The organism is Rhodococcus sp. B10 (assembly GCF_011770055.1).
GTDB lineage: Bacteria > Actinomycetota > Actinomycetes > Mycobacteriales > Mycobacteriaceae > Rhodococcoides > Rhodococcoides kyotonensis_B.
On sequence record NZ_JAAFYV010000011.1, the window covers coordinates 74,248 to 92,136 of the forward strand.

Consider the following 17,889-nt stretch of genomic DNA (forward strand, 5'->3'; position numbering starts at 1 on the left):
TACATTCGCGCGCACGTGCTCCGAAGGAGCCCTTCCCGTTGATCCTCAGCGACCAGAGACTCGTCTACGTCGCCCCGCGCTCCGGCGTGGGCGGCGTCGGTGACTACTCCGACGACTTCGCGGCCGCCGTGCGTCCGCACTTCGGCGAGGTCGTCGAGTACCGCCACGACGGGCCGGGCAGCGATTCGGTGCGCGACATTCTCGCCCACCGCAAGGCCGTCGCCGCGCTCGTCGACCCCGGCCGCACCATCGTGCACTGCGAGCTCAGCGGTGGGTCCGTCGTCCCGTTCTGGGCGACGCATCGGCTCGCCGGGGCACCACCGGTGACCGCGACGGTCCACGACCCGCCCGGGCTCGTCTGGTGGCCTGCACGCACCAAGCTCCTGGCCGGCCGGAAGGTCCTCAATCACGGTCTGCACTACCCGTTCCGCTCGCTGTGGCGCACGCTCGAACGCCGTGTCGCGGCTGACCGCACCCTGTTCGCACTGACCAAGGCAGGCGCCGACTCCCTGAACGCCGAATACCCCAGGGCCACGGCCAAAGCGAGCACGATCTTCGTGCCGGACCGTCCGGATCTTCCACCGGCGGAGGATCGCCCTCTCGCGGTCGGGCTGTTCGGGCTCGTGTACCGCGGCAAGGGTTTCGAACAGATCCAGAGCCTCCGTGACCGGTTGCCGCGCGATATCGCGATTCGCGTCGCAGGCCGCGGCACCGACCAGCTTCCAGCCGTCGACGGCGTCGAGATCGTCGGCGAAGTCAACGACGCGGACGAGGACGCGTTCTTCGCATCCATTCGTGCACTCGTCGTCCCGTACGGCAAACGCACCATCTACGGCGACGCGTTCCCCGCGTCGTCCGTCGTCACCCGGGCCATCGCGTACCAGACCCCGATCGTCTGCCTGAAATACGGTGCCTTGTCCGAATCCGACGGCGGCGCAGTGGTCGTCGACGGGGGAATCGTCGACGTCGCCGACGCAGCGCGTGATCTGGTCACCGACCCCGGCGCGCTCCGCACGCTCCGGCTCGAGGTCGAGACACTGCGCCGGGCCAACACCGCTGAACTCGTCGTGCGGGATTTCCTGGCGGAGTGGTCCAGGTGAACGCGAACCTGATCAAAGCCGGTGTCGCCGCACTCTGGACGTACGGCGGGCGCGGTATCGGACTGCTGTGGACCGTCGCGCTGATCGCGCAGCTCGGTATCGCCGACTACGGGCACTACGCCATGGCGTTCGCACTCGCCGCGATAATCGCTGCGCCACTGGATCATCCGTTCGGCGTTCGGTCCATCCGCGTCGACGAAGCCGACTACCTCGGCGAGCGCACCACCCGTGCACTGATCGGTGTCGCGCTGATCGCCGTCGGACTGTGCCTGATCGACGTGAACTACGTCGCGTGGTTCGCCCTCGTCGTCGCGGGCGGCGAGATGACCTTCAACGCATACAAATCGAGAGCTCTACGCGACGGCCACCCCGACGTCACCCAGCGGATGGACACCGTGCGTCAGGCGTCGAGCATCGCCTTGGCGACGGCATACCTGTTCGCCGTGTCCGAGCCGACCCTGCTCGTCGCGAGTTTGCTCTACGTCGCACCGTATTTCGTCATCGCCGTCGTCACACTCGTCCAGACACGTGTCGCACGGCCGCTCCTGCCCGGGTCGTGGCGCGAAATCTCGATGTTGTTCTCCGAGAACCTCGCCAACGCCGTCTACATCCAGGGCGACGTGCTGCTGCTCGGCTACCTCACCGACAGCACCATCGCCGGCTACTACTCGGTCGCTTCGGTCACGGCATGGGCCGTCGCGTTCGTCGGCCAGTCGTTCGGGCACACGTTCCACGAGAAACTGCGCCTCGCCGACGGCCGCGTCACGGCGGGCCCAGCCCTGAAGCACACCGTCGTACTCGGCTGCGTCGCAGGTTCTTTGCTGCTGATCGCCGGTGTCGTCCTGTTCTTCACGCCCGCGCCGTCACAGGTCGCCGCAGCGTTGGTCGTCATGTCGTTCTTCGTCGTCATGCGCGTGATGAACTACGTGTTCACGACGGTGCTCTATCTGCAGCATCGCGACCGCACCCGCGTTCTGGCCGCGGCGGTACTCGCGCCGCTGAAGATGGTGCTGATTCTGTGTCTGTTCCCGCTCGGTGCCGTCGGCGCCGCTCTTGCATCGGTGGTCACCGATGCAGTCCTGCTCGTGTGGTTCACGCGGGCTCTCTACCGTGAACCCGCCAAGGAAGAGGTGGCCTCGTGAGGCGTGCTACTTTTCTGCTGTCGAAGGACCCGATCACCGAGCACGGCGGTGATATCGCGTTGTCGCGCTTGATGATGCAGCTCGCCCGCGAAGCGTTCGAGGTGCGGTCGCTGTGCTTGTCGAAAGAGACCGAACCGTCGCCCGATCCCGACGTCACCCGAGTCCTCAAGCCACGTGTCGACGCGAAGCTGCTGCTGAAATCGTTGCGTCCCACGCGCAGTGTCGTGCACGGCCGCTACGACGTCGACGCCTTCGTGCACGCAATCGAGGCGTCCCGCTCGGATGTGTATGTGGCCGAACACAGTTACATGGCCGAGCCGTTCATCCGCTCCGCCAAGTTCGGTTCGCCGTTCGTCATCAATACCGTCAACACCGAGTCCCAGGTGTGGAAGGTGACGCGTGGGCTCACCGGACGAATCGAGGCGCCGCGCATCCTGCGCGACGAGATTCGCGTCGCTCGTGCAGCCGATGCCGTCGGAACCTACGACGCCGACGAGGCAGAGATGTACCGCAGCAACGGCGTCCGAGACGCTCGGTGGATCGATCTGACGCTGGAGCCGACGCCCAAGCTCGACCTCACCGAAACCGCGAACCGTCTCGTCTTCATGGGCACGCGGGACTGGCCACCGAACCAGGAAGCGTTCAAGATCGCGCTGGAGTACTGGCCACGGATCTCGGACGGCATCGACGACGCCGAACTGTGCATCATCGGCGCAAAGGCAACGGGTGCAGTTGATCCCGTGTATCCGCCCGGCGTCCGTGACCTCGGTTTCGTGGACGACCTGCAGGAGTTCCTCGGTACGTGCCGCGCACTGATCGCACCCGTCGCCACGGGCGGTGGAGTGCGTGTGAAGATTCTCGACGCGGCCAGCAAGGGACTCCCCGTCGTCGGAACCTCGGCTGCCGTCGGATCGCTCGGCCCGGTGTTCGAACTGCCCACGTTCGACGACCCCGAGCACTTCGTCGCCGAATGCCGTCGCTACCTCCTCGACCGCAACGCCGCCGTCAAAGCAGGAGAGCGGATCTACGAACTCAACGCGGCCCGCTGGGAAGAACGCATCCCGCACACGACCGTCGCATCGTTGATCGGCGCACCGCTCCGATAACACCTAGGATCACGCCATGCTGACACGACGCTTGCTCACCGTCGCTGCTGCCGCAGCTGTCGCGCTCGGACTGTCCATGCCCACTGCCCAGGCTGCCCCGCCGTCGGGACTCGGTTTCAGCAGCGGTGCACCCTTCGTGCTTCTCGACGACGCGACCCTGAACAACGAGCTCGTCGCCGGCCGAGAGGTCGGTGCATCGTGGGTGCGTGTCGTCGTCAACTGGGCTGCGGTCGAGACCGCGCCGGGCGTGTTCGACTGGAGCAACACCGACCGCGTCGTCGATGCGGCTCGGGCACAGGGATATTCGGTGCTGGCGGTGCTGGCGGGAACACCGGCGTGGGCGCAGGGTCCGATCCCGAGCATTCTGCCGGGTGCCGTTCCCGTCGATCCGAACACCTTCGGTGCATTCTCCGGCGCTGCGGCAACGCATCTGGGCGATCGCGTCGACACCTACGAGGTATGGAACGAGCCGAACATCCCGTCGTTCTTCGCACCCGTGGACGCGTCGCGCTACGTCGGTCTCCTGCGTGCCGCCTACCCGGCGATCCACGCGGGCGATCCCGGCGCGACCGTGATCGGTGGTGGGCTCGCCACGACCATCGACACCGGCGGCTGGACCGTGGCCCCGGTGACGTTCCTGCAGCAGATGTACGCGGCAGGCGCTGCAGGGTTCATGGACGCACTTGCCATGCATCCCTACACTTTTCCGTTCACCGTCGAGAACGACCCCAACGGCCAGTGGGCGCAGGTCGACCAGGCCCACGGCATCATGAATGCCAACGGCGACGGTGGCAAGAAGATCTGGATCACCGAGCTCGGTGCGCCGACCGGGAACGGTCCGATGGCGGTGACCGAGGACGCGCAGGCGGCGATCATCGGAAGCAGCCTGGCACGGGCGTCGACCCTTCCGTACGTGGGGCCGGTGTTCGTTCACTCGCTGCGCGACGCAGGAACCGACGCGTTCGACGCGGAGCAGAACTACGGTCTGCTGCGGAGCGACTTCAGCCGGAAACCGTCGTTCGCTGTGGTGCAGGGCTCCTGACGACGGCGAGTCGGTCCGTTTCGCCGCGTCCTTGCGCAGGTTTCAGCCGGTGCGCAGGTTGCACCGTGCGCGTTCGCTGCAACCTGCGCGGCACCGCCGTCGACGACGGGCTAACCGAGCTGAACCGTGGCAGTGGCGCGGTGCCCGAAGATTCGCTTCCCCTCGAACGTCGCACCGAGCGCGACGACGGCAGTGCGGCTGTCGGCGTCGAGTGATTTGATCTTGCCGCTGAACTCGATCTCGGCGGCCTTGTGCGGGCCGACGGGAATCGGTGCGGTGAACCTGACGGTGTAGTCCTTGACCGCACCCGGGTCACCGATCCACGAGGTGATGTATCCGCCGCCCAGTCCCATCGTCAACATTCCGTGTGCGAGAACGTCGTCGAGGTCGATGAGCTTGGCGAACTGTTCGCTCCAGTGGATCGGGTTGGCGTCTCCGGCAACGCCCGCGTAGTTGACGAGGTCACCGCGAGTCAACAGGACGGTACGGCCGGGCAGCGTGTCCCCGACGGCGACGTCGTCGAACTTCACCCCAGGCTGGGCATGGTGCTCGACGATCTCGAGCGGCGGGTGCTCGACCTGTTCCTCGGCATGGTCGGCCGCTTTGGCCCGAGCGGCCGACGTCGTCGCGCCGTGCATGACGAGGTTCTCGGCCGCCTCGACGATGCCGCTGTCGACGTCACCCTCACGGCCGATGAGCAGCGTAGTGTACGTGGTCTGGACGAGCTCGTTGCGTTGATTGGACACGATGTTCTTGGTGACCATCATGTCCTTGCCCATGACTTCCTTGTAGGAGTCGAGCGAGACGTCGCAGTACAGCTGATCACCGGCGACGATCGGCTGATGGAATTGCAGAACCTGATCGGTCTGCAGCATCTGACTCAGATCGAATCCGACGGCGATCTTCTCGAGCAGCCGACGCTGCGCGAGAGTGCCGACCAACGAGATGAACGTGAGAGGTGCGACGACCCCGGTGTGCCCGAGCGCCTTGGCTGCGTCACCGTCCCAGTGGGCCGGATTGAAATCCTGCACTGCGCGCGCGTATTCGCGAACTTTCTCGCGTCCGACCTCGTAGTAGTCGTCGGTTCTGTAGTGCTGGCCCACCATTGCCCGCGCGTGCTCAGCCGGATCGACCCCTGCCACTGTTGACTCGCTGTCGCTCATTCCAGAAAACCTACCGGTCTCTCCGCGACGGGTTCCACAGGGGACGGAGAGCTTGTGGAACGTCATAGGAACGGTGGGAGCGCATGATTGCTCCCCACAGTTCTACGCCGATCGATCGCGCGCCATCGGGTCGAATCGCGGCGGCGAAATCGTGGTCACGGCGGCGAACGGCTGCGGCGGCCGACGTCGCACTGCATCGGCGGCAAGCAGCGCAGCCCCGTGCGCCGTCAACGATTCGGGGAGCGACGGCGCGAGAACGGGCAGCTTGAGATCCCGACGAAGAACGCGCCGCAGCGACGGAATATGTGCGCACCCCCCGACGAGGGCGAGCGCGCCGACGGCCCTCGGCGCGTCGACGATGATGCTCGCCGTCCAGTCCTCGATCGAACGGATGGATCGGTCGATGATGTCGTCGAAAGAGTTGCGCCACAACCGAACCGGACCACCGACGAACGGACCCGACACCTCCGCCACCCGCAAGCTCGACAGCTGTTCGCGCGCATAGCGGACCGCGGTCGTGAGAGCGTCGAGAGCTGCGGTCGACACGAGTTCGTCGGCGCCGTAGGTCTCGAGCAGATAGTCGCGCACCGCGTCGTCACACACGGCGCCACCGAACAGCGAAGTCCGTGCCGAACCGAAAACCTGTCCCGACGACGGGTCCACGACCGACACCGTCGTACCGGACGCACCGATATCGCAGATCGCGACGGTACGAAGACCGTCGAGCTCGCCGGTCCCGCGAAGAAAACGCAACTGCGCGCCGAGCTCCGACACCACCATGCAGCGCTCGGACCGGTGCATCGAATACGCCGACGTACGCATCCGCGACGCGGGATCGTCCGGAACGGCGAGCACGACGTCCTCCCCGTCGACGCGCTGCGACAAGGCCATCGAGTCGAGAAGGTCAAGGGCGGCGCTGACGTAATCGGCCGGCTCGAACGAGCGCGCGACACTGGCCGACGTCACCGAATCGTCGGCGACGTCGAGTGCAGTTGCGCGTGCCGTCGACGTTCCCACCGAGACACCCAGCACCGCATTCATGACTACCTCGACTTCAGGTCACCCCAATCCGACCAGCAGATACTAGCGGCAAACAAGTCTCGAGGTAGGTCGAACTACAGTTTTGCGATCTTTCGGTTTGTTTTTCGCAGTTCACCCATTGCCGCTCGTCGACGGCTCCGCAGTGGTGGTGCTGATATCCGGCGGCGTGGTCGTCGTGACCGGCGGCGGCGTGGTCGTCGTCAGCTCGGGAGCCTGAGTCGTCCGCGAGGTCGTCGAGGCAACCGGCCCCGGCTGCTGCGTCTGCGTCGACACCGGGCGAGGAGGGACGACGGGCGCAGGGGCGACAGCGTCCCTCGTAACGGAAATCGTTGTGGCCGTGCCGATTTCGACAGGTACGGGCGGACCAGGGATCACGGCCTCGGGCTCGACGGGCTCGAGGGGTTCGACCGTCATCGTCACCGCGTTCGTGGGATGCACCATCTCGACGGGAACGGGCGCGTGATGGGGCGTCGGCGACGACGTCATCGCCCATGCGGTGACACCGCCGAGCGCAGCCAGCACGCACGCGGCGGCGGCCGCGACCGGCCAGGCAGTCCGGCGAGCCCCAGGCAGGGCACCGGGCCTGGGCGCGACGACGTCGACTTCACCGACGAGCAACGCCGCGGCGACGTCGGACGAGAAGGCATCGGTCAGTCGCTCGTCGAAGATGTCGACGACGAGCACCGGATCGGGCTCGGTCTCGGCCAACGCGTCGGCGACGATCTCACGTTGCAGCGAGTTCTCGCACACGACGGCAGCGCCGACGAGGGCCACGTCGTGCTGCCGCGCCTGAACCGACATGAAGCCGAGCGCAGTCGACACCGCACCGGCGATCCCACCCGGCGCTGCAGCAACCGGAACCGTTCGCGTGGCGATCGGGCCCTGCTCCGGCGTGCCGGTCTCGACGAGCGACGCGGTGACCTCGTAGGTGCTCACGTGTACGCCCAGCGCAATACGCACTTCTGTCACGGCTCCCTACGCTCGACGGCCGACCGGGGATTCCGGTCGGTTTCTCGTGCGTCAGGTTACCGCTGTGCCCGGTTCGAGGGACAGTCAGAGGGACAAATCCGACACCTCGGCCCGGGCCGCCTCGGCTGCCTGCATTTCCCGGGCATAGAGCAACCCGAAGGTGAATCCGTTCTCACCCGGCGTGACACCGGCGACGCGGCCGAGTTTCTGCAGTGTCTGCGCAGCGACGACCGAATCCTGATGCTCGCCCAGCACCTCCTGGACGTGCTTGAACTTCTTGATCTCGGCCTTGGCGTCCTTCTTGCCGAGGATCGGCTGCATGAGCTCGGCGGCGTACCGGGCGCGCTTCGCCGCTTTGCGCGCCTTGTGCAGCGCTTCGTCGTCACCCAGTTCGATGGCCTGATCGATACGCCTGCCGACCTTCTTGGACGCTTTCCGCGCCAACTTGGTCAGAGACTTCTCGCCGACGTCCTCGGCTCCGTCGACCAACGGAAGCTTCTGCGACCATGCCGTCAGGGTAGTGAGCAGGTCGCGGTAGCGGTCGCCGTCGAGCTCGGTGGTCACGATCGCACGAGAACGAATCTGCTCGGCCAGCAGGTCGTTCTCGATGCGCGACGCGACCGGGCCCAGCACCAGTTCTTCGGGGAGCGCGTGCACCGCGGCGGAGAATCGGGCTCGTTGAACCTGCCGGTCACGAACCTCACCGAGAAGCCCTGCATACCAGGACAGTTCCTCGTCGAAACGTTCGGCTTGCTCGTCGTCGAACAGATCCGCGAACACACGGAGCGTGCTGCGGTAACGCCGGATCGCCACACGCGTCGAATGAATGGGGTCGAGACCGCGTCGCAGATAGACGTCGCCGGCGAAGATGGCCTGCGCCTGCTCGTCGAGGTAGGCCGCGACCACGCCGATCGGTGTCGACGACGGCCGGGCCGGCCGAGTCGTCAACGCGCGGTGCAGTTTCGACGAACTGGCCGATCGCGTGGCGCCTGCGGACTTCAGGACCTTCGCGGCCTTGTCGAGAGTTTTCTCCGACCCGGCAGGCCCCAGTTCGACTTCGAGCTCACGCCAGACGCTCCCCGGCGCTCCTGGGACGTCGGCGCTGACCGAATCGTCGGCGACCTCGGCGAGTACCGCCCCACCGGCACCGGTGACGACATGAACGCGGCGCAACGACGTGAGCGTCGCGACGGGTACCAGCGGCTTGCCGAGGGCGGCGCCGACGAGAAGGTCTGCGAGCTCGTCAGGAACCACCGCGTCCTCACCGGTTCCGAGCGGGAGCCGAATCTCGGTGCGGGCCTTGTCCGCCGGGACCTTCGCGTGCCACCCGGTATCGGCATCTCCCCGGCGACGACGAAGCGTGATGCCTCGCCGCAGAAGATCCAGGTCGGCAGTGTCGTAGTAACTACTGACCAACTGCACTTCCGATACGTCGATCGAACCGCCCTTCGGGGCCAGATCGGTCAAGGAGGGAAAAACGAAGTCCGCATCCGCGTCGAACTTGTCTTCACGTTCGGTCTGAATCGAAGCCATACCAACCAGTGTGCCCGATTCGGATGAACATCGATCGATCATCCGGCCGGAACGTGCGTCGGAGAGGTGAACACGGCACGGGACGGGTTGCCGTCGCCGCCAGCCTGATCCGCATCCCTCGACACTGCACCGGCGGACGCGGCCACTCCGCCTGCGACCACGAGCGCGACCACACCACCGAGATAGCGGGACTTCTTCAGCCTGCCCCGATGCCTCGACGACGAGTCGCTGTGCCGCGGGCGTCCGGCCGACGTCCCGCTACCACCGACGACGAGCCTGCCCGCGGCGCCTGCGGCACCTCGTGCAGCGAGCAGCTGTGGATCGACGGGCACGAACACGGGCACCGACACCGCGTCGAACAGCGATTGACGGACGATCTGCATGCCGGCGCCGCCGCCGACCGCGAAGAGTGCGTCGACGCGAGCATTCGCGGCGATCATCGCTTCGGCGAGCGTGACGGCGTCGTAGACGTCGTCACGGATGAGGTCGTCCAACTCTCTGCGATGCACCCGGGCCGCGCCGCCCGACAGCGGGCCGTCGATGTCGACCGCGCTGAAACGCGACAGTCGCTCCTTGCCCGCGCACACGCTCTCCACGAACGTTTCCTGCACGTCGGGAGCCAACGGACGGCCGAAGCCGTACCGCTCGAGCAGAAACCGCACGAGGGCCGCGTCGCAGGCATCGCCGGACAACACGGTGGTGCGACGTGAGACGTGTACGTGGCCCGACGCGACGTCGACGATGGACACGGTGACGCCGCCGGCGCCGACGTCGAACAACGCAACGGTCTTCTCGTCGACGAGCAGGCCGGTTTCCTGCAGTGCACCGATCTGCGCACCGAGGTCGGACACGAGTGCAAGACCGTCCACGTACTCGACGCCGTACGCCTCGGTCGGATTCTTGTCGCGCAGCGCCAGTACGGGAGAGGGCGTCTGTCCCGCCATGTCCTTCACCGTCGCGGTGACGGCCTTCCAGTAGTTCTGCGACGCGGCCGGAAGGTCGGCGAACATCTCGGTGCTCGTCGGTGGAGTACTGGTCGATTCCACCGAAAGCCCGTGAATGCCACTCACGCCGAGGGATGCGCCGAATACGGCGGTCATCGAAAAACCTCGCTCCATGTATGCCCCGACCCACACGGTTGCTACGCAAGGCTAGCGGAAAAACCGGCACAACGCAGGTTTCCAACCGATAAACCGACCTCGGGTGCGGTTCAGTCGACCGGGGACTGCACGAAGTTGAGGTAGGCCTTCGACGGCGTCGGACCCCGCTGACCTTGATATTTCGACCCCACGGACGCGCTTCCGTACGGGTTCTCCGCGGGGCTGGACAGCCGGAACAAGCACAGCTGCCCGATCTTCATGCCCGGCCACAACGTGATGGGCAGATTCGCGACGTTCGACAGCTCGAGCGTGATGTGACCGCTGAACCCCGGATCGATGAATCCTGCCGTCGAGTGTGTCAGCAGCCCGAGACGGCCGAGCGAGCTCTTGCCCTCCAGTCGTCCGGCGAGGTAGTCAGGCAGCGTCGTCAGCTCCAGGGTCGAACCGAGCACGAACTCGCCCGGGTGCAGCACGAACGGCTCGCCCTCGGCCGGCTCGACGAGCGTCGTCAACTCGTCCTGCCGCTTCGATGGATCGATGTGGGTGTAGCGAGTGTTGTCGAACACCCTGAACAGCTTGTCGAGCCGCACATCGACACTCGACGGTTGCACCATCGAGGCATCGAACGGCTCGATGCCGAGGTTGCCGGTGGACACTTCGGCACGGATATCGCGGTCGGAAAGCAGCACACCGAAGGCTAACGTGCCGTCCGGGAAGCGCGTAACGCTGCACCACCCGTCTGCGACTGGTTACCGGCGGGTGTCGAGGTCGCCGCCCGCGCGGGCACGCCGAGATCCGTCTTCGCGCCCACCCCTTCGGAAATTTCGCCGGACTCACGTTCGTTCCATTTGCCCCGATAATGAGCAATGTCCACCAATTCTGGCCTCATCACGGGGCTATCACAGAGGGATGACGATGAATTCCACCTTCGTGCTCGATCGGAGAGTCGGAGAACGAATGCGTAATCACGTTCTCGTTCCACCCGAGTCGAGCTATTTCGACCATCAATTGCAGTGCACGGTGCTGGCCACCACGCCGAGCGCACGCCCGGACCTGTGGCGAGAATTCGTCGAGGGCGCGCGAGAGAGTTATTCGCATTTCGGTGTCGAGAAAGCATTGGAGTACGAGCGAATCGCAGACGGGTCGACGACGTCGCTGTTTTTCGCGAAGCTGAGCAGATCGGGAGAATTGTGTGGAGGTCTTCGGGTTCAGGGCCCGTACTCCTACCCCCAGCAGACCCACGCGGATCTGGAGTGGGCGTCGTCGCCGACCGGCCGAACCGCACTGCGGTCGATGGTGGCCGATCGGCTTCCACATGGCGTCGTGGAAATGAAGACCGTGTGGTCGTCGGTCGACGGACCTCGGTGCGGTAGACCCGGATACCTCGGCGCCATCGGTGCATCGCTGGCCGCCGCAGTTCTCGGATGCCGCTTCACTCTCGCGACGAGCGCTGACCACGCTGTGGGCCCTTATCTCGACTCGGGTGCCGTGATGGCGGCCCACATCGACCCAGTGCCGTACCCCGACCACCGTTACAACACTCGAATCCTCTGGTGGGATCATCGCGCGATACATGCGACTGCGAGTGCCGAAACCTATCGCTACATCTCCGACGCGGTCGACGCTCTGTTGGGCCGCGCCCCCATCCCCACGGAGGCTGCTGCATCATGACCACACATTGGCAAGCAATCGTTCTCGACGACACCGACTCGGCGGACCGCGCGGAACTCAGGCGGCTGCGCGACGATCCGACGATCGAGTTTCTCGACACACTGTCGGTACAACGCGAAGGACTCGCGCGGCTGACACCGCCTCCGCCGCAGGAGATTCTCGACGAACCGATGCGGTGGGTGCACTACCCGTGGCGTCGAACCGTCGTCGCGACACTGGGACCCGTCGCCTTCCGCCGACTCCGGCTCGACCGCAATCGCAACAAGATCACCGCCGAGGAACAGGATCGACTCTCGACGCTGAAGATCGGCATCGTCGGCCTGAGCGTCGGACATGCCATTGCCTACGCACTGGCTCTCGACGGAGTCTGCGGCGCACTGCGACTCGCCGACTTCGACGAGATCGAACTGTCCAACCTGAATCGCATTCCCGCCACCCTGCTCGATCTGGGTATCACGAAGCCCATCGTCGCCGCACGCCGAATCGCGGAGATAGACCCGTACCTGCCGATCGAAATCGACGACCGTGGCGTGACCGCCGAATCCGCCGACAGCTTCGTCGACGGCCTGGACCTCGTGATCGAGGAATGCGACTCGCTCGACGTCAAACTCCTCGTCCGTGAGCATGCCCGCGCACACGGCGTGCCCGTCATCATGGAGACCAGTGACCGTGGCTTGCTCGACGTCGAACGCTTCGACCTCGAGCCGGAGCGGGCTCTGTTCCACGGCCTTCTCGGCGACATCGAATCGAGCACGCTGAAGGGACTGTCGACGCACGACAAGGTGCCGTACGTACTGGCGCTCCTGGGGGCCGACGACCTGTCCGCTCGTATGGCGGCGTCGATGATCGAGGTCGACCGTACGACGACGACCTGGCCGCAGCTCGGCAGTGAGGTCGGGTTGGGAGGCGCGTCGGTCGCGGGCGCGGTTCGACGCTTCGGACTCGGGCAGAAGCTCGAGTCCGGTCGCGTCCGCATCCACATCGACGAGCATCTGGACGCACTCGCCGTACCGACCGGCGACGTGCACATCGACGGCGCGGTTTCTCCGCTGTCCGCCGACGAGTCCACGACCGCGACCGCAAGCTCCTTCGACGCGATCGCCGACGCCGCGAACCGGGCGCCCTCGGGAGGGAACGTCCAGCCGTGGCACATCACGGTCTCCGAGGGATCGATCGCACTCGAGGTCGACACGCACCGAACCTCCGGGCTCGACGTCGCGTACCGCGGCAGCCACGTCGCGTTGGGTGCGGCGTTGTTCAACGCTCGCGTCGCTGCAGCGGACCGCGGTCTGGTCGGACAGCCGAAAATCCGAACGAACGGAGACACGGCACAGATCACCCTGTCGCTGACCGACGGCACCGACACCGATCTGGCAGCCAAGTACCCACGTGTGCTGTCCCGTGTCACGAATCGGAATCTCGGAACGCCCCGTCCGTTCGACGACGCGACGAGGTCCGCGTTGTCCGACGCGGCGGACGCCGAGGGTACGCGTCTGGCGCTCGTCACCGACCGCGACGCGATCGAGCGCGTCGCCGACATCATCGCCGAGTCCGATCGCATCCGCTATCTGACGAACTCGCTGCATTCGGAGATGATCTCGGAACTTCGTTGGCCGGGGCAGGCCGATCCGAACACCGGAATCGACGTTCACGCGTTGGCGCTCGATCCGACGGACCTCGTCAAGCTCGACGTGTCGCGTCGCTCGGATGTGATGGCGCTGCTTCATGATTGGGACGCGGGCGTCGCCCTCGGCGAGGACAGTCACGAGCGCATCATGTCCAGTTCGGGTCTTGCGGTCACGATCGTTTCAGGGGACACACCCGCCGATTTCGTGCGCGGCGGATCCGGCACTCAGAACGTGTGGATCACCGCCGAGGAACACGGTCTCGCAGTCCATCCCGCGTCACCGGTGTTCATCTACGCTCACGAGCCCGCGGAATTCGACGAATTGTCGGCGCACTACGCCCAGGCCCTGGCACAGCTGAAAGAGCAGTTCGAGTCGATCGTCGGAATCGACACCGGAGAGTCGATCGCGTTGGTTCTGCGTTTGTCTCACACCGACGAGACGGCTGTGCGCAGCCGTCGTCGAACGCGGTCTCATGTGGCCGAGGAGCCGGTAGAGTCGGGCGCCGTACCGCAGAACTGAGTCAACCGCTGTCGGGCGGGCGTCGAGATGGCCGGGGGTAGCCATGAAACACATCCGTAGTCTCGACGCTCTCGTCACCGACGTTGCATCGGAACTCATGGGAGTCGATGCAGCGTCGGTGATGACCGCGTACACGCGAGTACTGCGCACTCTCGTCGAATACTTCGGTGTGGACGCCGCGTACCTTCGCCACACCGATTACGACAACCGCTCCACGGTCATGGTGGCCGAGTGGCCCGCCCGGCCGGACGCCCCCGATCCGGACCCCCTCGGAGTCGTGTACTTCGCCGACGCCGACCCCGTCTTCGCAGCATGTGAGCATCTGCTGCACCCCAAGGTGTTTCGGCCGCGTCCCGAGGAAGAAGAATATCGACGACGGGTCAAGGCTGCGTCCGGGTACGCGGTCACGTCCATGGCGGTCGTCCCGCTCGTCCAGGGCAGGTCGATCGGATGGGTCGGACTCATCAAGGGCGGCGACCGCGACTGGTCCGAACAGGAGACCAACGCTCTGGTCGCGATCGCGTCCATGTTCACGCAGGTGCACGCTCGAATCGAGGCCGAGGAGTCACTGCGCACGGCGGCCGAGCACGATGCACTGACCGGATTGTCGAATCGGCGTGGCGTGACCGACGATCTGGAACGCCGGCTCGACGCCAAGGCCACCGGCGGGCCGGTCGCGGTCCTGTTCCTCGACCTCGATCGATTGAAGGCACTCAACGACTTCTACGGTCACACCGCAGGGGACGCCTATCTGTGCGCACTGGCCGACACCCTGCGGGGTGTGCTGGATCCCGACGTCAGCATCGCGCGATGGGGCGGAGACGAATTCGTCGTCGTACTCCAGCCCGCGACGATCGACGGCAAGACCGCGTCGCCGTACGACGTGGCATGCCGAGTGCTCGACGCGGTCTCCTCCACCCGGGTTCTCATCGCCGGTGACGCGATCAACCGAACCGCGAGTATCGGTGTGACGACGGCATATCCGGGTGTCGACAGTGTGCACGAGGTGATCGCGAACGCCGACCAGGCCGCGTTGGTGGCGAAGCGAACCGGCGGAAACAGCGTCGCATTGTTCGACTCCACCATCAGAGCCCGCAACGCGCTGAGGAACGACGTCGAACTGCATCTGCATTCGGCGATCGAAAACGGAGAGCTGACACTGCATTACCAACCGGAGATCGACCTGCAGACCGGTCGCATCACCGCCGTCGAAGCGTTGGTTCGGTGGCAGCACCCCTCACGCGGATTACTACCCCCTGCGGACTTCATCGACATCGCCGAATCCTCGGATCTCGCAACCGAACTCGGCCGATGGGTCCTCGAGGATGCGCTACGCACCTACAGTGAGTGGGCCCGAGACATTCCGACGCTGGACATCGTTCTGCGCGTGAACGTCTCGCCTGCCCAGCTCCTGGCGACCGAATTCGTCGACATCGTCGCGCGCGCACTGACCTCGGGCTCGGTGGCCCCCACCCATCTCTGCCTCGAGATCACCGAGAACGCCGTCGTCCAGGACACCGGGCAGACAGCGAAGGTCCTTACGATGCTCCGCGAGCTGGGTGTGAGTATCGCGATCGACGACTTCGGTACCGGGTTCAGCTCTTTGGCGCACCTGAAGATCCTTCCGGTCGACGCGCTCAAGATCGACCGCGAGTTCGTCGAGCATCTCGACTCGGATGCAAGCGACCAGGCCATCGTTCGATCGATCGCCTCGCTCGCGAGAGCATTCGACCTCGACCTGATCGCAGAAGGCGTCGAGACCGAAGCGGCGCAGTCCGAACTACTCGCTGTCGGATGTCATCGCGCACAGGGCTACCTCTTCTCGCGCCCCGTTCCGGAAGAAGACATGCGGAACATGCTGGTCTCGGCTGTAGAGTCAGCTCCGTGACGCGGGGAGTCTCGAGGTAGGAGAGGAAACTGAATCGACGTCGGAGTCTGGATGCTGTGGTGACCGATGTCGCGACCCAGCTCATGGGCGCCGACGCCGCGACCGCCCGCGAGACCTACGAGGCAGTTGTCCGAGGACTCGTCAACAGCTTCGAACTGGACATCGCGTTCCTCCGCCACGTCGATTTCGACACACGGTCGAGTGTGCTGATCGCCGAATGGCCGCCGCGCACCGACGTCAAGCATCCGGACCCGCTGCACATCGTCTCGTTCGTGAACGCCGAACCCGTGTTCGCGTCGACCGAACTGCTGCGCGACATTCGCGTCATCCGCGCCGGCGACGGAGCCGACGGATACCGGAAACTCGTCGAGTCGGCGTCCGGATTCGTCGCCGACACCTTGGCAGTCGTGCCGATGGTCGACAACGGTGTCACGGTGGGTGCCCTCGGGTTCGGAACAGTGTCCGCGCGTGAATGGTCGTACGACGAACTGAACGCCCTCAGGGCCATCGCGGCCCTGATGACACAGGTCCACGCAAGAGTCGACGCCGAGAATCGCGTCCGGTACGCCGCGACGCACGACGAGCTGACGGGCTTGTTCAACCGCCGTGCACTGCTCACGTATCTGCACGAGCGACTCGACGATCATTCGACCGGACCGATCGCGGTACTGGCCCTGTACCTCGATCAATTGAAGGCGCTCAACGATTTTCTCGGCCATCTTGCCGGGGACGAATACATCGTCGCCGTGGCAGAGACCCTGCGCACCGAGATCGGATCGGACGCGGTGATCGCACGTCTGGGCGGCGACGAATTCGTCATCGTGCTGCGCGGACCCGCCAACGCCCACATCGCCACGGTGACCGCGAAGTCCGTCCTCGATGCAGTCGGAGCGCTGAATGCGCCTGGCGTGGACGGAAACCGTCGAGCGAACATCGGGATATCCGTCGCCCACCCGGGACGCATCTCCGCCGAGGCCGCGTTGAAAGGCGCCGACCAGGCCGCGCTGATCGCGCAGGCCGACGGCGGCAGAAACATTGCGCAGTTCAACGAAGAGGTACAGCGGGAGAGCGAATTGCGAAGCGACGTCGAGGTGCATCTGCGGAATGCAATCGAGGACAACGCATTGCTGCTGCACTTCCAGCCGGAGATCGACCTGATCAGCGGCAGGGTCACGGCATTCGAAGCCCTCGTGCGATGGCAGCACCCGATCCGTGGCCTCCTGCCCCCGAATGCCTTCATCCCCGTCGCCGAAGCGACCAACCTCGCACCCCAACTCGGCCGGTGGGTACTCGAGAACGCGTGCCGAACGCTGGCCGACTGGCGCAGCACACTACCCGGACTCGACATCTCGATGCGGGTGAACGTCTCACCCACACAGTTGGTGTCCACCGACTTCGTACGCACCGTCGCGGCGGTGCTGCGGCAGTACGGCATCGCGCCCGCGTCACTGTGTCTCGAGATCACCGAGGTCGCCGTCGTGAAGGATCTGGAACGCACCCGACGAACCCTGCACGGGCTGCGCCGTCACGGTGTCCACGTCGCCATCGACGATTTCGGCACCGGCTACAGCTCTTTGTCGCACCTGAAGGAACTACCGGTCGATGCCTTGAAGATCGACCGGGCATTCGTGGCCAGCCTCGGAACTGCCGATCGAGACGACGTCGCGATCGTCGCTTCGGTCGTCGGACTCGCTGCATCCTTCGATCTCGACGTCATCGCCGAGGGCGTCGAGACGCGTGAGGCCGCCGACGTTCTGGTGGGGCTCGGATGCCGACGCGCCCAGGGCTACCTGATATCCCGACCTGTCCCCGCAGCCGACGCACTCGAGCTGCTACGGGGCGTCACCATCGACATCTGACGCATCCCCGTGCTGCTACAGTGTCTTCTCGCGGGTCGTACGACCCGAAACGCCGGTGTAGTTCATTGGTAGAACGCGACCTTCCCAAGGTTGAGAGGCGGGTTCGATTCCCGTCACCGGCTCTTCAC

General features: G+C 65.5%; 14 protein-coding genes and 1 tRNA gene. 9 read left to right on the forward strand and 6 right to left on the reverse strand.

Annotated features, from left to right (window positions below):
- Positions 1-38 precede the first annotated feature (38 nt).
- From RhoFasB10_RS09700 to RhoFasB10_RS09715, 4 genes are read left to right on the forward strand one after another with little or no spacing between them, the layout of a single operon-like run.
- Complete coding sequence (locus RhoFasB10_RS09700; protein WP_206030728.1) at positions 39-1,100, forward strand: glycosyltransferase; 1,062 nt, start codon at positions 39-41, stop codon at positions 1,098-1,100.
- On the forward strand, positions 1,097-2,242 hold the full coding sequence (locus tag RhoFasB10_RS09705; RefSeq protein WP_167676208.1) for a polysaccharide biosynthesis C-terminal domain-containing protein: 1,146 nt from the start codon (positions 1,097-1,099) through the stop codon (positions 2,240-2,242). Before RhoFasB10_RS09700 ends, RhoFasB10_RS09705 begins: the two co-directional genes overlap by 4 nt.
- Entirely contained in the window at positions 2,239-3,348 is a 1,110-nt protein-coding gene (locus RhoFasB10_RS09710; protein WP_167676210.1) for a glycosyltransferase family 4 protein, read from the forward strand. The genes RhoFasB10_RS09705 and RhoFasB10_RS09710 overlap by 4 nt, the downstream gene beginning before the upstream one ends.
- Before the next feature lie 16 nt (positions 3,349-3,364).
- Entirely contained in the window at positions 3,365-4,390 is a 1,026-nt protein-coding gene (locus tag RhoFasB10_RS09715) for a beta-galactosidase (protein ID WP_167676212.1), read from the forward strand.
- Positions 4,391-4,500: 110 nt separating this feature from the next.
- On the opposite strand, the gene RhoFasB10_RS09720 is transcribed toward RhoFasB10_RS09715, so the two are convergent.
- The 6 genes from RhoFasB10_RS09720 to dcd form a co-directional block, all read right to left on the reverse strand.
- Positions 4,501-5,553, reverse strand: coding sequence for a fused (3R)-hydroxyacyl-ACP dehydratase subunits HadA/HadB (locus RhoFasB10_RS09720; RefSeq protein ID WP_068422770.1), 1,053 nt, complete (start codon positions 5,551-5,553; stop codon positions 4,501-4,503).
- A 102-nt stretch (positions 5,554-5,655) separates the two neighbouring features.
- The gene (locus tag RhoFasB10_RS09725) at positions 5,656-6,594 is read right to left on the reverse strand and encodes an Hsp70 family protein (RefSeq protein WP_157105240.1); all 939 of its coding nucleotides are present in this window, start codon (positions 6,592-6,594) and stop codon (positions 5,656-5,658) included.
- Positions 6,595-6,705: 111 nt separating this feature from the next.
- Entirely contained in the window at positions 6,706-7,563 is an 858-nt protein-coding gene (locus RhoFasB10_RS09730) for a hypothetical protein (protein ID WP_254303427.1), read from the reverse strand.
- An 84-nt stretch (positions 7,564-7,647) separates the two neighbouring features.
- A complete protein-coding gene (locus RhoFasB10_RS09735) occupies positions 7,648-9,096 on the reverse strand; it encodes a CYTH and CHAD domain-containing protein (RefSeq protein ID WP_068422765.1) in 1,449 nt (482 codons plus the stop codon).
- A 38-nt stretch (positions 9,097-9,134) separates the two neighbouring features.
- Positions 9,135-10,196: an Hsp70 family protein gene (locus RhoFasB10_RS09740; RefSeq protein ID WP_167676214.1), complete on the reverse strand. Its 1,062-nt coding sequence runs from the start codon at positions 10,194-10,196 to the stop codon at positions 9,135-9,137.
- 110 nt (positions 10,197-10,306) lie between these two features.
- The gene (dcd, locus tag RhoFasB10_RS09745; RefSeq protein ID WP_068422760.1) at positions 10,307-10,885 is read right to left on the reverse strand and encodes a dCTP deaminase; all 579 of its coding nucleotides are present in this window, start codon (positions 10,883-10,885) and stop codon (positions 10,307-10,309) included.
- A 226-nt stretch (positions 10,886-11,111) separates the two neighbouring features.
- On the opposite strand from dcd, the gene RhoFasB10_RS09750 reads away from it, so the two are divergent.
- From RhoFasB10_RS09750 to RhoFasB10_RS09770, 5 genes are all read left to right on the forward strand, one after another.
- Positions 11,112-11,867: a hypothetical protein gene (locus tag RhoFasB10_RS09750; RefSeq protein ID WP_167676216.1), complete on the forward strand. Its 756-nt coding sequence runs from the start codon at positions 11,112-11,114 to the stop codon at positions 11,865-11,867.
- Positions 11,864-14,014 carry an Rv1355c family protein gene (locus tag RhoFasB10_RS09755; RefSeq protein WP_167676218.1) on the forward strand — a complete coding sequence of 717 codons (2,151 nt, stop codon included), beginning with the start codon at positions 11,864-11,866 and terminating at the stop codon, positions 14,012-14,014. The genes RhoFasB10_RS09750 and RhoFasB10_RS09755 overlap by 4 nt, the downstream gene beginning before the upstream one ends.
- 43 nt (positions 14,015-14,057) lie before the next feature.
- Complete coding sequence (locus RhoFasB10_RS09760; RefSeq protein WP_068422751.1) at positions 14,058-15,902, forward strand: bifunctional diguanylate cyclase/phosphodiesterase; 1,845 nt, start codon at positions 14,058-14,060, stop codon at positions 15,900-15,902.
- A 59-nt stretch (positions 15,903-15,961) separates the two neighbouring features.
- Positions 15,962-17,761, forward strand: coding sequence for an EAL domain-containing protein (locus tag RhoFasB10_RS09765; RefSeq protein WP_254303426.1), 1,800 nt, complete (start codon positions 15,962-15,964; stop codon positions 17,759-17,761).
- 51 nt (positions 17,762-17,812) lie between these two features.
- Positions 17,813-17,883: transfer RNA gene (locus tag RhoFasB10_RS09770), tRNA-Gly, on the forward strand.
- The last annotated feature ends 6 nt before the right edge of the window (positions 17,884-17,889 follow it).

Excerpts from the sequence above, each read along its gene's own strand:
- RhoFasB10_RS09725 (WP_157105240.1), bottom strand. The coding sequence starts at position 6,594 with ATGAATGCGGTGCTGGGTGTCTCGGTGGGAACGTCGACGGCACGCGCA.
- RhoFasB10_RS09755 (WP_167676218.1), top strand. The coding sequence starts at position 11,864 with ATGACCACACATTGGCAAGCAATCGTTCTCGACGACACCGACTCGGCG.
- RhoFasB10_RS09750 (WP_167676216.1), top strand. The coding sequence starts at position 11,112 with ATGAATTCCACCTTCGTGCTCGATCGGAGAGTCGGAGAACGAATGCGT.
- RhoFasB10_RS09740 (WP_167676214.1), bottom strand. The coding sequence starts at position 10,196 with ATGACCGCCGTATTCGGCGCATCCCTCGGCGTGAGTGGCATTCACGGG.
- RhoFasB10_RS09760 (WP_068422751.1), top strand. The coding sequence starts at position 14,058 with ATGAAACACATCCGTAGTCTCGACGCTCTCGTCACCGACGTTGCATCG.
- RhoFasB10_RS09720 (WP_068422770.1), bottom strand. The coding sequence starts at position 5,553 with ATGAGCGACAGCGAGTCAACAGTGGCAGGGGTCGATCCGGCTGAGCAC.
- RhoFasB10_RS09735 (WP_068422765.1), bottom strand. The coding sequence starts at position 9,096 with ATGGCTTCGATTCAGACCGAACGTGAAGACAAGTTCGACGCGGATGCG.
- RhoFasB10_RS09715 (WP_167676212.1), top strand. The coding sequence starts at position 3,365 with ATGCTGACACGACGCTTGCTCACCGTCGCTGCTGCCGCAGCTGTCGCG.